The organism is Tepidiforma sp., from assembly GCF_026419595.1.
Lineage (GTDB): Bacteria > Chloroflexota > Dehalococcoidia > Tepidiformales > Tepidiformaceae > Tepidiforma.
In genome coordinates, this window is sequence record NZ_JANZZD010000015.1 from 23,657 (window position 1) to 39,158 (window position 15,502).

Annotated in this window: 17 protein-coding genes; 15 read left to right on the forward strand and 2 right to left on the reverse strand. The window is 69.9% G+C overall.

The window, feature by feature from the left end; all coding sequences use genetic code 11:
- The 7 genes from hisC (at position 1) to N2041_RS09260 (ending at position 6,297) form a co-directional block, all read left to right on the forward strand.
- On the forward strand, positions 1 to 1,080 hold the full coding sequence (hisC, locus tag N2041_RS09230; protein WP_297678044.1) for a histidinol-phosphate transaminase: 1,080 nt from the start codon (positions 1 to 3) through the stop codon (positions 1,078 to 1,080).
- Positions 1,077 to 1,682: an imidazoleglycerol-phosphate dehydratase HisB gene (gene hisB, locus N2041_RS09235; RefSeq protein ID WP_297678046.1), complete on the forward strand. Its 606-nt coding sequence runs from the start codon at positions 1,077 to 1,079 to the stop codon at positions 1,680 to 1,682. Before hisC ends, hisB begins: the two co-directional genes overlap by 4 nt.
- Positions 1,683 to 1,735: 53 nt before the next feature.
- Complete coding sequence (locus N2041_RS09240) at positions 1,736 to 2,755, forward strand: phosphotransferase family protein (RefSeq protein WP_297678048.1); 1,020 nt, start codon at positions 1,736 to 1,738, stop codon at positions 2,753 to 2,755.
- Positions 2,752 to 3,195, forward strand: a complete 444-nt coding sequence (locus tag N2041_RS09245) for a hypothetical protein (protein ID WP_297678050.1) — start codon at positions 2,752 to 2,754, stop codon at positions 3,193 to 3,195. Before N2041_RS09240 ends, N2041_RS09245 begins: the two co-directional genes overlap by 4 nt.
- 5 nt (positions 3,196 to 3,200) lie before the next feature.
- On the forward strand, positions 3,201 to 3,767 hold the full coding sequence (locus N2041_RS09250) for a CoA pyrophosphatase (protein ID WP_297678052.1): 567 nt from the start codon (positions 3,201 to 3,203) through the stop codon (positions 3,765 to 3,767).
- 38 nt (positions 3,768 to 3,805) lie between these two features.
- Positions 3,806 to 5,353 (forward strand): UDP-N-acetylmuramoyl-L-alanyl-D-glutamate--2,6-diaminopimelate ligase, encoded by a 1,548-nt coding sequence (locus N2041_RS09255; protein ID WP_297678055.1) that lies wholly within the window; start codon positions 3,806 to 3,808, stop codon positions 5,351 to 5,353.
- A 110-nt stretch (positions 5,354 to 5,463) separates the two neighbouring features.
- Positions 5,464 to 6,297: a peptidylprolyl isomerase gene (locus tag N2041_RS09260; protein WP_297678057.1), complete on the forward strand. Its 834-nt coding sequence runs from the start codon at positions 5,464 to 5,466 to the stop codon at positions 6,295 to 6,297.
- Here the strand turns inward: N2041_RS09260 and N2041_RS09265 are convergent.
- A complete protein-coding gene (locus N2041_RS09265) occupies positions 6,278 to 6,922 on the reverse strand; it encodes a hypothetical protein (RefSeq protein WP_297678059.1) in 645 nt (214 codons plus the stop codon). The two genes, N2041_RS09260 and N2041_RS09265, sit on opposite strands and share 20 nt — an antisense overlap.
- Positions 6,906 to 7,145 (reverse strand): hypothetical protein, encoded by a 240-nt coding sequence (locus N2041_RS09270; RefSeq protein WP_297678061.1) that lies wholly within the window; start codon positions 7,143 to 7,145, stop codon positions 6,906 to 6,908. Before N2041_RS09270 ends, N2041_RS09265 begins: the two co-directional genes overlap by 17 nt.
- A gap of 101 nt (positions 7,146 to 7,246) precedes the next feature.
- Between N2041_RS09270 and N2041_RS09275 the strand changes: the two genes are divergently transcribed.
- From N2041_RS09275 to N2041_RS09310, 8 genes are all read left to right on the forward strand, one after another.
- Positions 7,247 to 8,413, forward strand: coding sequence for a nitronate monooxygenase family protein (locus tag N2041_RS09275; RefSeq protein WP_297678063.1), 1,167 nt, complete (start codon positions 7,247 to 7,249; stop codon positions 8,411 to 8,413).
- Positions 8,414 to 8,416: 3 nt separating this feature from the next.
- Positions 8,417 to 9,649, forward strand: a complete 1,233-nt coding sequence (locus N2041_RS09280) for a CoA transferase (protein WP_297678065.1) — start codon at positions 8,417 to 8,419, stop codon at positions 9,647 to 9,649.
- A gap of 10 nt (positions 9,650 to 9,659) precedes the next feature.
- Entirely contained in the window at positions 9,660 to 10,916 is a 1,257-nt protein-coding gene (locus N2041_RS09285) for a CoA transferase (protein WP_297678067.1), read from the forward strand.
- A gap of 95 nt (positions 10,917 to 11,011) precedes the next feature.
- Positions 11,012 to 11,581, forward strand: coding sequence for a LemA family protein (locus tag N2041_RS09290; RefSeq protein WP_297678069.1), 570 nt, complete (start codon positions 11,012 to 11,014; stop codon positions 11,579 to 11,581).
- 37 nt (positions 11,582 to 11,618) lie between these two features.
- Positions 11,619 to 12,545 carry a M48 family metallopeptidase gene (locus N2041_RS09295; RefSeq protein WP_297678071.1) on the forward strand — a complete coding sequence of 309 codons (927 nt, stop codon included), beginning with the start codon at positions 11,619 to 11,621 and terminating at the stop codon, positions 12,543 to 12,545.
- 527 nt (positions 12,546 to 13,072) lie between these two features.
- Complete coding sequence (locus N2041_RS09300) at positions 13,073 to 14,512, forward strand: 4-hydroxyphenylacetate 3-hydroxylase N-terminal domain-containing protein (RefSeq protein ID WP_297678073.1); 1,440 nt, start codon at positions 13,073 to 13,075, stop codon at positions 14,510 to 14,512.
- Between the two features lie 29 nt (positions 14,513 to 14,541).
- Positions 14,542 to 15,015, forward strand: coding sequence for a maleylpyruvate isomerase N-terminal domain-containing protein (locus N2041_RS09305; RefSeq protein ID WP_297678075.1), 474 nt, complete (start codon positions 14,542 to 14,544; stop codon positions 15,013 to 15,015).
- Positions 15,012 to 15,476, forward strand: coding sequence for a RidA family protein (locus N2041_RS09310; protein ID WP_297678077.1), 465 nt, complete (start codon positions 15,012 to 15,014; stop codon positions 15,474 to 15,476). The genes N2041_RS09305 and N2041_RS09310 overlap by 4 nt, the downstream gene beginning before the upstream one ends.
- The last annotated feature ends 26 nt before the right edge of the window (positions 15,477 to 15,502 follow it).

A 15,502-nucleotide genomic window follows, 5' to 3' on the forward strand; every position in this document is an offset into this window, starting at 1 on the left:
GTGTCCCTCCGCGCCATCCTCCGTCCCGACCTCGACGACCTCGAGGAGTACGTCCCCGTCAAGCCGCTCGATGTCCTCGCGGCCGAGATCGGCGTCCCCGTCGACCGCCTCGTCAAGCTCGACGCCAACGAAAACCTCTACGGCCCCCGCCCGGCTGTCCGCGAAGCCGCTGCCCGCGCCGACTTTCACATCTACCCCGACCCGGGTCAGACCAGACTCCGCAACGCCATCGCCCGCTACGCCGGCGTCGACCCGGCGCAGGTCGTCGCCGGCTCCGGTGCCGACGACCTCATCGATGTCATCATCCGGCTCGTCGCGCCGCCCGCGGTCGTGGTCCCGACGCCGGCCTTCGGCATGTACCGGTTCCTCGCGAAGATCATGCGCGCGCGCCCGGTCGAGGTGCCCCGCCGGCCGAACTTCGACCTCGACGTCGTCGCCATCCGCCACGCCGTCGCGCAGCACGAGGCCCGGATCGTTTTCCTCACCCACCCGAACAACCCGACCGGCAACCCGCTCAACCGGGCCGAACTCGAAGCCCTGCTCGACCTCCCCGCGCTCATCGTCGTCGACGAAGCCTACATCGAGTTCGGCGGCGAAACGGTCGTCCCCCTCATCGACCGGCACGAGAACCTCGTCGTTCTCCGCACCTTCAGCAAATGGGCCGGCCTCGCCGGGCTCCGCGTCGGCTACAGCATCTCCAGCGCCGAGCTGGCGGAGCGCATGATGGCGCTGAAGCAGCCCTACAACGTCAACGTCGCCGCCGAGGCCGCCGCCATCGCCGCTATCGAGCACCGCGCCGAGGTCGCCGAGGATATCGCCGCCCTCGTCGCCGAGCGCGACCGGATGACCCGGCTCGTCGCTGCCCTCGGCTGGCTCGAACCGTACCCTTCGGTCGCCAACTTCGTGCTCTTCGCCGTCCGCGGCCGCCCTGCCAGCGAAGTCGCCGACGCCCTCCGCCGCCGCGGCATCCTCGTCCGGCATTACGACCGGCCCGACCTCCAGAACTGCATCCGCATCAGCGCCGGCCGCCCGGCCGACACCGATACCCTCGTCGCCGCCCTCCAGGAGCTCGAAGCATGACGCAGCCGCCCGCACCCCGCATCGCCACGGTCCAACGCCGCACCGCCGAGACGAGCATCGACATCACGTTCAATCTCGATGGCTCGGGGCGGTTCTCCTGCGCCACCGGCGTCGGGTTCCTCGACCATATGCTCTCGCACATCGCCAAGCACGGCGTCTTCGACCTCAACGTCCGCTGCGAAGGCGACCTCTGGATCGACCAGCACCACACCGTCGAAGACATCGGCATCGCCCTCGGCGAGGCGCTCGCGAAGGCGCTCGGCGACAAGGCTGGCCTGGTCCGCGCCGGTTCCGCCTACATGCCCCTCGATGAGGCGCTCGCCCACGCCGTGGTCGACCTCAGCGGCCGTCCCTACGCCGTCCTCGACCTCAAGCTGCTCGGCCGCGAACTCGGCGGCATGCCGCCCGACCTCTTCAACCACTTCCTCGAGTCCTTCGCCTTCGCCGCGAAGATCAATCTCCACCTCCGCGTCCTCTACGGCGTCAACGACCACCACAAGTGCGAGGCCGCCTTCAAGGCGATGGCCCGCGCGCTCGACGCCGCGACCCGCCGCGACCCGCGCCGCGGCGGCGACATCCCCAGCACGAAGGGCACGCTCTAGGCCGCCCGCGGCCTTGACACTGCCCCGCGACCCCGTAACCTTCCCTCCGCCCCGTGGAAGAAGCACTCGCACGCTACCTCGCCCCCCGGCTCGAAGCGGCCGACGTCCGGGTCACCAACCTCCTCCGCATCCCCGGCGGCGCATCGCGCGAAACGTGGATGTTCGATGCCGAGTGGACGGACCCCGTCGGCGGGCGCCAGACCGCCCCCTTCGTCCTCCGGAAAGACCCGCCCGCCTCGCTCCTCGAAACCGACCGCGAAGCGGAGTACGCCTTCTATTCCGCCTTTTGGGGCACCGATGTCCCCGTGCCCCGCATGCGCTGGCTCGAAAACGACCCTTCTGTCCTCGGCGGCCCCTTCTTCATCATGGACCGCATCCTCGGCTGCGAAAGCGCGACCGCCCGGATCATCGCGCCGCCCTACACCGCCGTGCAGCCGAAAATCGCCGAGAACATGTACCGCATCCTCGCCGCCATCGCGACCTTCGACTGGCGCGGCACCGGCATCGAGCGCGTCGCCCACGTCCCGACGCCCGAAACCGCGTGGCAGCACGAACTCGACCACTGGGAGCGCATCCTCGACACCGAGGCGATGGAGCCCCAGCCCATCATGAAGGCCGCCATCCGCTGGCTCCGCGCGAACCCGCCGCCGCCCGCCCAGCGCATCAGCGTCGTCCACGGCGACTACCGCGTCGGCAACTTCCTCTACCGCGAAGACGGCGGCATCTACGGCATCGTCGACTGGGAGATGGCCCACCTCGGCGACCCGCTCGAAGACCTCGCGTGGTCGTTCAACCAGTCCTGGCACTGGGCCAAAGACGGCCGCCCCGGCGGCATCGTCGACCGTGAGACGGCCATCGCCCACTGGGAGCGGTACTCGGGCCTCCGCGCCGACCCCGCCGCCCTCTACTGGTGGGAGGTCTTCAGCCACGTAAAGTGCCAGGGCATCTGGGTCACCGGCGCCCGCTCCTTCGCCGAGGGCCGCACCAACGAGCTCATCCTCCCGCTCGTCGCCTACTCGCTCATCAACGCCCAGGACCAGTACCTCCTGCGCACCATGGGGAGGCTGCCGTGAACCCCTCGCCGCCCCGCGTCCTCCAGGGCGTCGCCGCCAACCTCCTCTCCGAGGTCCTGCCTCGCATTCCCACGCCGTTCGGGCAGCAGCTCGTCGGCATCGCTGCCATGCTCGACATGATGGTCGCCGAGGAGTTCGACCGCGCCGCCGACCGCCTCGTAACCGAAAACCGCATCGTCCGCGAGCTCCTCGCCGCCGGCCGCGACCTCCTCGGCGGGTCGGTTCCCCCGTCGGTGCCCCAGGCACTCGCCGCCCCGGCAGCCGCCTCGCTGCGCGTCTCCGACCTCCAGCGCGAAAACGACCTCCTCCGCGCCGCCCTCATCGACCTCCACGCGGCCGTCGAGCAGACGCCCGGCGCCGCAGCCCGCGACCTCGATGAACGGATCTGGGCGGAGCTCGTCGAATCCACCCGCCGCCGCCACCTCTCCGCAAGGCCGTAGGCCCGATGCGCGACGACGTCCGGCGCCTCCTCGCCAGCTACGAACCGGCCCGCCAGCAGCCCGACCCGCCCCTTCCGCCCGCCGGCGTCCTCCTGCTCCTCCACGACCGGCCCGGCGGTCCCCACGTCATCTTCCAGAAGCGCACCGACCGCGTCCGCGACCACAAAGGCCAAATCAGCTTCCCCGGCGGCGTCATGGACCCCGGCGACCCCGACGTCCGCTACACCGCCCTCCGCGAGACCCACGAGGAGATCGGCGTCCGCCCCGACGACGTCGACGTCCTCGGCGAACTCGACCAGATGGTCACCGTCTCCAACTTCCTCGTCACCCCGTTCGTCGGCTGGCTCGACCGCTACCCCTACGAATGGCGCTTCAGCAGCGAAGAGGTCGCCTACCTGCTCGAAGTGCCGCTCAGCCACCTCCGCGACCCCCGCAACCTCGTGCCCGACCGCCGCATCATCAACGGCCGCGAATACGTCTTCCAGGCCTACCGCTTCGGCGACGACCTCATCTGGGGCGCGACCGCGCGGATGCTCGGGAACTTCCTCGACCTCCTGCGCGCCCTCGAGTAGGCCGCGACACCGGCCGCCCGCCGCACTACCATCGACCCGTGACGACCGATTCCCACACTGCACCCCGCACCCTCGCCGGTCTCCTCGCCGAGCTGCCCGGCGCCCGCCTCCTGCGCGGCGACCCCGGCGCGGCCATCTCTGCCGTCCACCACGACTCGCGCCTCGCCGGCCCCGGCAGCCTGTTCGTCGCCATCAAAGGCTTTACCGTCGATGGGCACCGCTTCCTCCCGGACGTCGCCGCGGCCGGGGCGGCAGCCGCGCTCGTCGAAGCCGGCCATGAGCTGCCGCCGCTCCCGCCCGGCCTCGCCCTCGTCGAAGTCCCCGCCACCCGCCCGGCGCTCTCCGCTGCCGCCGCGTGGTTCTACGGCCACCCCGGCCGGGAACTCGTCGTCATCGGCATCACCGGGACCGATGGCAAGACCACCACCTCCCACCTCCTCACGAGCGCCCTCGAAGCCGCGGGCGCCCGCGTCGGCCGCCTCGGCACGGTCGATACCTACCTCCCCGGCGAAACCGGCCACGTCACCGCCCGCATGACGACCCCCGAGGCGCCCGAAGTCCAGCGCCTCCTCCGCCGCATGGCTGACGCCCGCTGCGACTACGCCATCGTCGAATCCACCAGCCACGGACTCGCCCTCCACCGCCTCGACCACGTCGAATACGACGTCGCCATCTTCACGAACATCACCAGCGACCACCTCGACTTCCACCAGACCTTCGAGGCCTACCGCGACGCCAAGGCCCGGCTCTTCGCCGCCCTCGAGGTCGCCGCCGACAAAGGCGTCGGCAAACACGCCGTCGTGAACGCCGACGACCCGAGCGCCGAGTACATGCTCAGCCATGCGCCCCGCGCCGAGGCCATCCGCTTCGGCCTCGAGGCCCGCAACGCCGACATCGTCGCCCGCAACATCATCCTCCGGCCGGATGGCACCAGCTTCCGCATCGTCACCCCCGGCGGCATGGCCGAGTGCTCCATCCGCCTCCCCGCGCTCTTCAACGTGATGAACGTCCTCGCTGCGGCCTCCGGCGCCCTCGCCGTCGGCGCCGACCTCCAGGCCGTCGCCCGCGGCCTCGGCGAATGTCCCGGCGTCCCCGGCCGGATGGAGCGCATCGACGCCGGCCAGCCCTTCGACGTCATCGTCGACTACGCCCACACCGGCGATGCCGTCCGCAAAGTCCTCGAAGTCCTCCGAGATGTCTGCCAGGGCCGGCTCATCATCGTCGTCGGCGCCGCCGGCGAGCGCGACCCCGGCCGCCGGTTCGGCGTCGGCCGGGCTGCTGCCGAGGGTGCGGATTTCGCCATCTTCACGAACGAAGACCCCCGCTCCGAAGACCCGGCTGCCATCGTCCGCGAAATCGGCCGCCACGCCGAGAGCGCCGGCCGCCAGCGCGGCGCCGACTTCCTCGAAATCGAAGACCGCCGCGAAGCCATCGCCGCCGCCCTCGCCATGGCCCGCTACGGCGACATCGTCGTCATCGCCGGCAAAGGCCACGAGAAGTCCATCGTCTACGGCGACCAGGTCATCCCCTGGGATGACCGCGAGGTTGCCCGCGAAGAGCTCGCAAAGCTCGGCTACCGGCGCTAGACCGGCCCTTTCCCGCCAGCCGGCTGCCAAATTGGTCGCAATTCCCGGCCTCCGTATACTGGCCACGAGCCGGCTATCAACCCCAGCAGCCGTCCACCCGGAGTACCACCGTGCCCAAGCGCAAACGACGCGAGCTGCAACACCTGCGGCAGGAGCCATCGCGACGCCGCACCTACCAGCTCAGCCACGCCTCACCGTCCGAGATCTACAAGCCCGGCTTCCCGATGAACGTCCTCGGCGATGTCCGCTGGTTCGCTGTCATCGGTGTCGTCGTGGCCGTTGCGATGGTCGTCACCGCCGTTCTTACGACGGGCGGTCTCGACCAGGGCAATCCCGACGCGCTTCCCACCGTGACGCCGGCCGCGACGTCCACCGCTGACGCCTCGCCCACCGGCAGCCCGACGCCCGCGCCGAAGCAGTTCGAAAAAGCCGAGCAGGTCATCGACGCGACGAAGAACACCTACACCGCCACCTTCAAGACCAGCAAGGGCGACTTCACCGTCCGCCTCTTCGCCGACGTCGCCCCCAACACGGTCAACAGCTTCGTCTTCCTCGCGAAGCAGGGCTACTTCGACAACACCACCTTCCACCGCGTCGTCTCGAACTTCGTCATCCAGGGCGGCGATCCCACCGCGACCGGCACCGGCGGCCCCGGCTACCAGACCCAGGACGAACCGAATGAGCTCCGCAACAAGAAGGGCACCATCGCGATGGCCAAGGTCTCCGGCCAGACCCAGTTCGGGAGCCAGTTCTTCATCAACCTGAAGGACAACCCGTCGCTCGACTACGACAACCCGAGCGCGAACAAGTTCTACCCGTTCGGCGAGGTCATCTCCGGCATGGACGTCGTCGAGGCGATCGGCAAGGTCCAGGTCGGCCAGGGCGACCGGCCCATCGAGCCCGTCACCATCCAGACCATCCAGATCACCGAGACCCCGAAGTAGCGCTCTCCCCCAGCCGCGCATCCCGCGAGGCCGCGATGGCGAGCGCCGTCGCGGCCTCCGTCCGTCCATCCCGGTCGCCGACGAACACGCTGAGCACGACGTTTCCCCGCGCCTCGTGCAGGGCGTAGAGCGTCACCCGCGCGTCGCCTTCCGCCGCCTCGAGCCGGAACAGCCGCCCGGCCGGGCTCGGCAGCTCCTCCGCCCGCGAACCATCGAGCGGCGCCCACAGGAGCCCCGAATCGCGGATGGCCGCGGGCTCGGCCGTGATCCCTGCCACCCACGCTTCGGCCTGCGCCGCCGATTCGAACGAAAGTGCCTGGCAAACCACGTTCACCGGCGCCTCGAACGGCGGCCGCGGCAGGCTCTGCTTCCAGAAGACGAACCGCCCGCCCTCCATCCCCGCCGCCCGGTACTCCGCCTTCCGCGCCTCCGGCTCGCGCGAGAGCCCGCCGAGGTCCGCGGCGGTGAAGTCCCCCCGCGTCTGCTCCATGAAGTCGAACGGCAGGTCGGCTGCCTCGCACAGGTAGCGGTCGAGCGGCGTGCCGTCGAACCGCGCCGAGGCCTGGCAGCCGGCCAGCACCGCCGCCGCCAGCAGGGGCGCCGCGAGGCTAGTCCGAATCCCCATCGTCCGGCACGGCGGGCTCCGGCCCGATGAGGCCGTGCTTCGACTGGTACCGCTCCACCAGCACGATGAGCAGGAAGAACGGTGCGAACGCCAGCGCCGACCCGAGCGCCCACCACCAGAGCGGCACGACGAGGAACAGGATGGCGCAGGCGGCGGTGAACGCCATCCCGATGATGGCGAAAATCCTCCCCGCCAGCACCCACGGGGTGACCGGTGTATGCATGGCTCCAGTTTCGCGTGAGCGCGCGGCCGGGTCCAACCGCGCCTGCGGCTTCCCGGGCCGTCCCGTATACTCGCCGCCAACTCCCCCCAACGGAGGCTCTCATGGGACGTCCCGTGCTCCGCACGGAGCTCTGTGACCTGCTGGGCATCGAATACCCGGTCATCCTCGCCGGCATGGGTCCCGTCGCCGGCGGTCTCACCGGTCCTGTTGCGACCGCTCCCCTCGTCGCCGCGGTCTCGAACGCGGGCGGCCTCGGCGTCATCGGCGGCGCCGGCTTCAGCGCCGAGCGCCTGCGCGAAGAGATCCGCAAGGTCCGCTCTCTGACCGATAAGCCCTTTGGTGTCGATCTCCTGCTTCCGTCCAACTACATGGGCGGCGCCGCCGGTGGTGAAATGCCACGCGACCCCCGCGAGCTCATCCCGGCAGCAGCCCGCGAAGGCCTGAAAAGAATCGTCGAAGAACTCGGTGTCCCCTGGCAGGAGATGCCCCGCGAGCCTGCCGCTGAGCCCCGCCGCCCGCGCACCGGCGGCATGTCCGACGAGCAGATGGAAGTCGTCATCGAAGAGAAGGTGCCCGTCTTCGCCAGCGGCCTCGGCAGTCCCGCGCCCTGGCTCGACCGCCTCAAGGCGAACGGCACGAAAGTCCTCGCCCTCGTCGGAAACGTGAAGAACGCGAAGCGCGTCGCCGCCGCCGGCGTCGACATCGTCGTGGCGCAGGGCACCGAAGCCGGCGGCCACACCGGCCGCGTCGCCACCATGGCGCTCGTCCCCCAGGTCGTCGACGCCGTCGCCCCGACGCCGGTCGTCGCCGCCGGCGGCATCGCCGATGGCCGCGGCATCGTCGCCGCCCTTGCGCTCGGCGCCATCGGCGTCTGGTGCGGCACCGCCTTCCTCGTCTCCGAAGAAGCGAATCAGCCCGCTCTCCAGAAGCAGCGCATCCTCGCCGCCACCGACGAGGACACCCGCGTCACCCGCCTCTACTCCGGCAAGACGATGCGCAACATCACCAACCCGCTCATCGAGGCCTGGGAGGCCGCCGGCATCCAGGCCCTGCCGATGGGCCTCCAGGGCCTGCTCATCCAGGACCTCGTCTACTCCTGCCGCCAGGCCGGCCGCGAAGACCTCCTCATGAACGCCGCCGGTCAAATCTCCGGCATGCTCAACCGCATCCGCCCCGCCGCCGACATCCTCCACGACATGGTGGCCCAGGCCGCCCAGATCCTCGCGCGCGACCTCCCCGCCCGCGTCACCGCCGTCCCGGAGTCCTGACCGATGCCCGACCGCGCCCTCGACGGTATCCGCGTCGTCGAATTCGCCGATGAAACCGCGGCCTACTGCGGCCGCCTCCTCGCCGACCTCGGCGCCGAGGTCATCAAGGTCGAGCCGCCCGGCGGCGGCCGCCTCCGCCATGCCCGCCCCTTCGTGAAAGGCCACGAGGGCGACCCGAACGCCTCCCTCGCCTTCTGGGTCCACAACACTTCGAAGAAGTCCGTCGTGCTCGACCTCGAGACGGATGAAGGGCGCGCGCTCGCCCGGCGGCTCGCCCTCACCGCCGACATCGTCCTCGAGGACAACCCCGTCGGCTTCCTGGCCGAACGCGGCCTCGGCTACGAGACCCTCCGCGCGGAAAAGCCCACGATCGTCTATACCTCCGTCACCGGCTTCGGCCAGGACGGCCCCCACGCCGGCTGGGCGTACAGCGACATCGTCGGCCAGGCGATGGGCGGCATCATGACCCTCGCCGGCGAACCGGCCGACCCGCCGAACATGATCTACGGCCGCCAGGCCGACATCTCCGCGAGCATCCAGGCCGCCCAGGGCACGCTCATGGCCCTCCTCCATGCCGAGGCGACCGGCGAAGGCCAGCTCGTCGACGTCTCCGCCCAGGAAGCCCTCTCCATGGCCCAGGAAACCGCCATGCAGACGTGGGACTTCCAAAAGCGCAACCGCGTCCGCACCGGCGAGCTCGGCATGCTCCCCATCCCGCTCCCGGCGACGGGCGTCGCGAAGTGCACCGACGGCTACGTCTCGCTCTACATCCTCGCCCCCGCCGGCAAAGACCTCCCCGCCCTCGTCGACTGGATGCGCGAAAAAGGCCTCCAGGGCCCGCTCGACGACGAGCCCTACCGCACGATCGTCAACCAGCTCAACATGGCCTGGCTCACCCAGCTCATGTCCAACCCCGCGGCGGCGGCCGACGTCCTGCCCCACATCCCGGTCATCACGAAGACGATTCTCGACTTCTTCGCGACGATGAGCGCCCGCGAAGCCTACGAAGAAGGCCAGCAGCGCCAGCTCCTCATCGGGATCGTCTCGACCCCGAAAGACATCGCTGAGAACACCCAGCTCCGCGCCCGGGACTGGTTCGTCCGCATCGAATCCCCGCTCGGCGGCACCGTCGAATTCCCCGGCCCGCCCTACCGTCTCTCCGAAACCCCCGCCGTCATCGCCCGGCCGCCGCGGCTCGGCGAACACACCGACGCCATCCTCGCGCAGCTGCGCTAAGGAGCTCCCGATGCCGAAAAAACCCCTCGAAGGCCTCCGCGTCGCCGATTTCTCGTGGTACGGCGCCGGCCCCATCGCCGGCAACACCCTCTCCCAGTTCGGCGCCGAAGTCGTCCGCGTCGAGTCCGAAACCCGGCCCGACGGCCTCCGCCGGGTCCACCCGTTTGCCATGAACCCGGACGGCACCTTCAAGTCCGGTTACAACGTCTCGGGCTACTTCAACAACTTCAACACCGGCAAGCTCTCGCTCCAGCTCAACCTCAACGTCCCGAAAGGGCAGGAAGTCGCCTACCGGCTCATCGAGAAGTGCGACATCTTCCTGACCAACTTCACCCCGCGCGTCATCGACAAGTGGAACCTCCGCTATGAGCAGATCAGCGCGCGCAACCCCCGCATCATCGCCGCCTACGCGCCGATGCAGGGTCTCACCGGCCCCCACCGCGACTTCCTCGGCTTCGGCGCCGTCCTCACGCCCGTCACCGGCATCAGCCACATGAGCGGCTTCCCCAACCGCCCGCCGATTGGCGTCGGCACCAACTACCCCGACTACGTCATCAACCCCGGCCACACGGTCACCGCCATTCTCGCCGCCCTGCGCTACCGCAACCGCACCGGCAAGGGCCAGCTCATCGAACTCCCGCAGCTCGAATCGGTCGTCAACACCCTCGGCACCGCTGTGCTCGAATATCTCGTCAACGGCGAGAACCCCTCCCGCATGGGGAACCGCAGCCTCAACTACAGCCCCCACGGCGCCTTCCGCTGCGCCGATGACCCCGAATCCGTCGGCTCCGTCGACCGCTGGGTCGTCATCGCCTGCCGCGACGACCGCGAATGGGCGGCCGCTGCCGCAGCCCTCGGTCACCCCGAAGCCGCGACCGACCCGAAGTTCGCCACCTTCGACGCCCGCAAAGCCAACGAAGACGAACTCGAGGCGCTCATCGGCAGCTGGGTCCGCGACCGCAAAGCCGAAGACGTGGCCGCCGCGCTCCAGGCTGCGGGCGTCCCCGCCGGCGTCGTCCAGAACGCGCAGGACCTGCTCGAGCGCGACCCCCACATGCGCGCCCGCGGTTACTACCAGTACGTCGAGCACCCCGAAGCGGGCCGCGAAGCCCACGATGGCCCCGCCTTCCGCCTTAGCGCCACCCCCGGCTCCGTCCCCGGCCCCGCGCCGCTGCTCGGCGAGCACACCATGGACGTCTGCGAGCGCATCATCGGCCTCTCCATGGACGAGGTCGCCGACCTCCTCGCCGAGGGCGTCCTCGTCTAGGTTCGTTACCGCCGGTTGACATCGGAAAGGGCGCCCGTCGCGGCGCCCTTTACCGTCTGTGGTAGCATGCCCGCAGCACTCCACGGAGCGTCCTCGTGACCGGTCTCATCGTCCTCATCGTCGTCATCGTCGCGGTCCTCCTCCTCGTCCTCTGGGTCATCGGGCTGTACAACTCCCTCGCCCGCGCCCGCATCCGCGTCAAGGAGGCCTGGTCCGGCATCGACGTCCAGCTGAAGCGCCGCTCCAGCCTCATCCCCAACCTCGTCGAGACCGTCAAAGGCTACGCCGCCCACGAAAAAGAGACGCTGGAGAACGTCACCCGCGCCCGCGCGATGCTCGACCGTGCGCAGACGCCCGGCCAGGCGGCCCAGGCCGACAACATCCTCACCGGCGCCCTCCGCTCCCTCTTCGCCGTCGCTGAGGCCTACCCCGACCTCAAAGCCAACCAGAACTTCCTCGAACTCCAGCGCGAACTCACCGACACCGAAGACAAGATCGCCTACGCCCGCCAGTTCTATAACTCCAACGTCCGCGTCTACAACGAAAAGATCGCGACCGTCCCCAGCTCCATCATCGCCGGCATGTTCAACTTCGAGCCCGCCGAGTTCTACGAGGCCGAAGACGCCGCCCGCGAGGACGTCCGCGTCTCGTTCGTGAGCAACTGACGCAGCGCGTCCGCTTTCGCGGCTCGAACCTCCGCGCATGACCTCCGCCCCCGTCCCGGGCTCCGTCCTCATCTACGACCGCATCGCGGCCAACCGCCGCACGACGTGGATCCTGATGGTGGCTTTCGTCGCCATCACCACCGCGCTCGCCGGGCTCATCATCTACGCGCTCGGCCTGCCGTTCGGCGCGCTCGGCATCGCCGGCATCGCCATCATCATCTACGCGGTCTTCAGCTATTTCGCCGCCTCCAGCGTCGTCCTCTCGATATCCGGCGCCCACGAGGTGACCAAAGAGCAGGAGTGGGAGTACGTCCGCCGGGTCGAAAACCTGGCCATCGGGGCCGGCCTGCCGATGCCCCGCACCTGGGTGCTCGAGGACAGCGCACCGAACGCCTTCGCGACCGGCCGCGACCCGCAGCACGCCCACATCGTCGTCACCCGCGGCCTCCTCCAGAAGCTCGAACCCATCGAGCTCGAAGCCGTCCTCGCCCACGAAATGTCCCACATCGGCAACTACGACATCCGGGTGATGACCATCGCCACCGTCCTCGTCGGCGTCGTCGTCCTGCTCAGCGACTTCTTCCTGCGCTGGACCTACTGGGGCGCCGGGGCCCGCCGCGGCAGCCGAAACAAAGGCGGCGGTGGGGCGGTGATCCTCGTCGTCCTCGCCATCATCGCGGCCATCCTCGCGCCGATCGTCGCCCAGGCGCTGAAATTCGCCATCAGCCGCCAGCGCGAATACCTCGCCGATGCCTCCGGCGCGCTCCTCTGCCGCCACCCGGAGGCGCTCGCCCGCGCCCTCGAGAAGATAGCGGCCGACCCCGAACCGCTCGAAGCCGCGAACAAGGCGACCGCCCACCTCTACATCTACAACCCGCTCCGCGAGCACCAGAGCTTCCTCAACAACCTCTTCAACACCCACCCGCCCATCGAAGAGCGCATCCGCCTCCTGCGGAGCATGTAGCCGTCGAAACCGGTCCGCTCTGCCCAGCGCGGCTGCACCCAATGGCCCGCGACGCGCCTCCCGGCCTGCTCGATACTCACTTTGGAGCCTCGGCCGAACCCCGGCCGAACGCCCGGGAAGGAGGGATGAGCGATGAAGCGCAACACCCACCGCCTCCACGCCCTCTACGGAGTCTGGGTCGTGCAGAGATAGTCCCGGCCCCAGCCCATCGAAGGAGGTGACCCGGTGAAACATCGCATCCACGCCTGGCTTCGGAGGTGGCACCGTCCGATGTGAGGCCCGCTGCGGCGGGCCGGGCGCAGGCTCCCTTCCCCGGCCGGTTCGAACCCGGCGCTGACGCGCTCGTAGCCTCCGGTCGAGGCGCGCCCGAGCGGGGCCGGGTCGACAGGGAGCAGCACGATCGAAGCGAGGGCCCCGCTTCTGAGGGGCCCTCTTCGCGCCCGCAGAACCAACCGCCTGCCGGGGCGTACAATCCTCCACGGCGGCCCGGCCGCCCCACTCACCGCCCCGGAGGACAGCTCCCCCACATGGGACTCCGCACCCCCCAGCAGTACATCGACTCCCTCAAAGACGGCCGCACCGTCTACTACCGCGGCGAACGCGTCGCCGACGTCACGACCCACCCGGTCATCAAGAAGGCCGTTCACCATGCCTGCCTCGACTTCGAGATGGCCGAAAATCCCGAGTACCGCGACCTGGCCGTCGTCACCGGCGAAGACGGCCAGCCCTACTCCCGCTACTACAAAATCCCGGCCTCCACCGACGACCTCCTCCAGCGCTCCCGCCTCATCGAGACTGCGACCGCCCTCGGCAAGACGCTCGTCGTCCTCGTCAAAGAAATCGGCACCGACGCGCTCTTCGCGCTCCACCGCGTCGCCCGCCAGGTCGACCAGAAGTACGAGACCGAATATTACCGCCGCGTCGAGGCGTTCTACCGCCACTGCCGCGACAACGACCTCGCCGTCTCCGTCGCCCAGACCGACGTGAAGGGCGACCGCGGCCTCGGCCCGCGCGACCAGCCGCATCCCGACTATTACACCCGCATCGTCGAACGCCGGCCGGACGGCATCGTGGTGCGCGGCGCCAAGATCCACACCAGCTGCACGACGAACGTCAACGAGCTCATCGTCCTCCCGACGCGCGCCATGGCCGAGGCCGACGCTGACTATGCCGTCGCGTTCGCCATTCCCGTCGATACCCCCGGCCTCAAGCTCGTCGCCAGCCCCTACGGCGGCAGCCCGAAGAACGAGTTCGACGCCCCGCTCTCGGCCGAGCGGAAGATGATGGAGACCATCACCATCTTCGACGACGTCTTCGTCCCCTGGGAGCGTGTCTTCCTCGCGGGCGAATACGACTTCGCCGGCCCGCTCGCGCTCGGCTTCGTCGAATACCACCGCTTCACCGCGGTCTCCTACAAGCTCCCGCTCGTCGATGCCCTCGTCGGCTCGGCCCTTCTCATGGCCGACCTCAACGGCATCGCCCGGGCCGCCCACGTTCGCGACAAGCTCATCCGCCTCATCAGCTACGCCGAAACCCTCCGCGCCCTCACCGAAATGGCGGCCCTCCGCGGCCGGGGCGACGAGCACGGCATCTTCGCGCCCGACCCGCTCACGACCAACATGGCGAAGTACCATTTCGCCCACGGCTACCACGAGGCGCTCCAGCACGTCCAGGACATCGCCGGCGGCATGCTCGTCACCGGCCCCGGCGCCGAGGACTTCGCCAACCCCGAAACCGGCGACCTGCTCCGCAAGTACCTCGGCGGCCGCGCCGGCGTCGACGGCGAAGTCCGCACCCGCGCCATGAACATGGTCAGCGACCTCACCACCGGCGACTTCGGCGGCTACCACGCTGTCCTCGCCATCCACGCTGAGGGCTCCCTCGAAGCCGAAAAGCTCATGATCAGCCGCGCCTACGACGGCCGCCGCGCCCTCGAGTACGCGAAGAAGCTCGCCGGCATCGCCTGACCGCCGGCCGGCAGTGAAGGAGGTTCCGCGTGTCCAGCAAGTCCGAAGCCCTCGCCGCCCTCGATGACGGCTACCGCCGGTTCCGCGCCGGCATCGCCGACCTCGACGACGCCGCGTACGCCGAGACCTGGCTCGGCACGTGGAACCTCTCCCAGCTCCTCGCCCACATGGCCGGCTGGTACCGCGAGATGACCGGCGCCCTCGAACGCGTTGCGCGCGGCGAACGCCCAACGCCGCCCGGCGTCGACTATTCCGACCCCGAGCCGTGGAACCAGCGCTTCGCGGCCGCCGCGCTCCCCGGCCGCGCCGCGCTCGACGACTGGGACGCGGCCTACTCGGCCTACCGCGCCGCTGCCGAGGCCCTCCCGGAGGACCGCTTCGGCGTCGACCCCGAGTCCGGCCGCCCGCGCATCGGCAACCGGCTCCTGCAGGGTGCCGGCATCGGCCACTTCGAAGAGCACCAGCCCGAGCTCGACGCCTGGCTCGCCGCGCGCCGCCGGTGAGCCCCGAGGACCGGCTCGCCGCGCTCGGCCTCGATCTGCCGCCGCCGTTCGCGCCGCCCGCCAGCTTCGTCCCCGCCGTGCGCACTGGCAGCCTCGTCTTCCTCTCCGGCCACGGCCCGACGGGCAGCGACGGCCAGCCGCTGGTCCGCGGCCGACTGGGCGAGGACCTCACCGTGGAAGATGGCTACCGCGCCGCGCGGCTCACCGCCCTCGCCCTGCTCGGCTCCCTCAAGGGCGAAATCGGCAGTCTCGACCGCGTCGCCCGCGTCGTGAAACTCCTCGGCATGGTCCGCTGCACCCCGGATTTCGGCCAGCAGCCCGCCGTCATCAACGGCGCTTCCGACCTCCTCATCGAGCTCTTCGGCGAACGCGGCCGCCACGCGCGCTCCGCCGTCGGCATGCACGACCTTCCCTTCGGCATCCCCGTCGAAATCGAAATGGTCGTCGAACTGCGCGACTGACATAATCGCACCAGCCACCGGAGGTC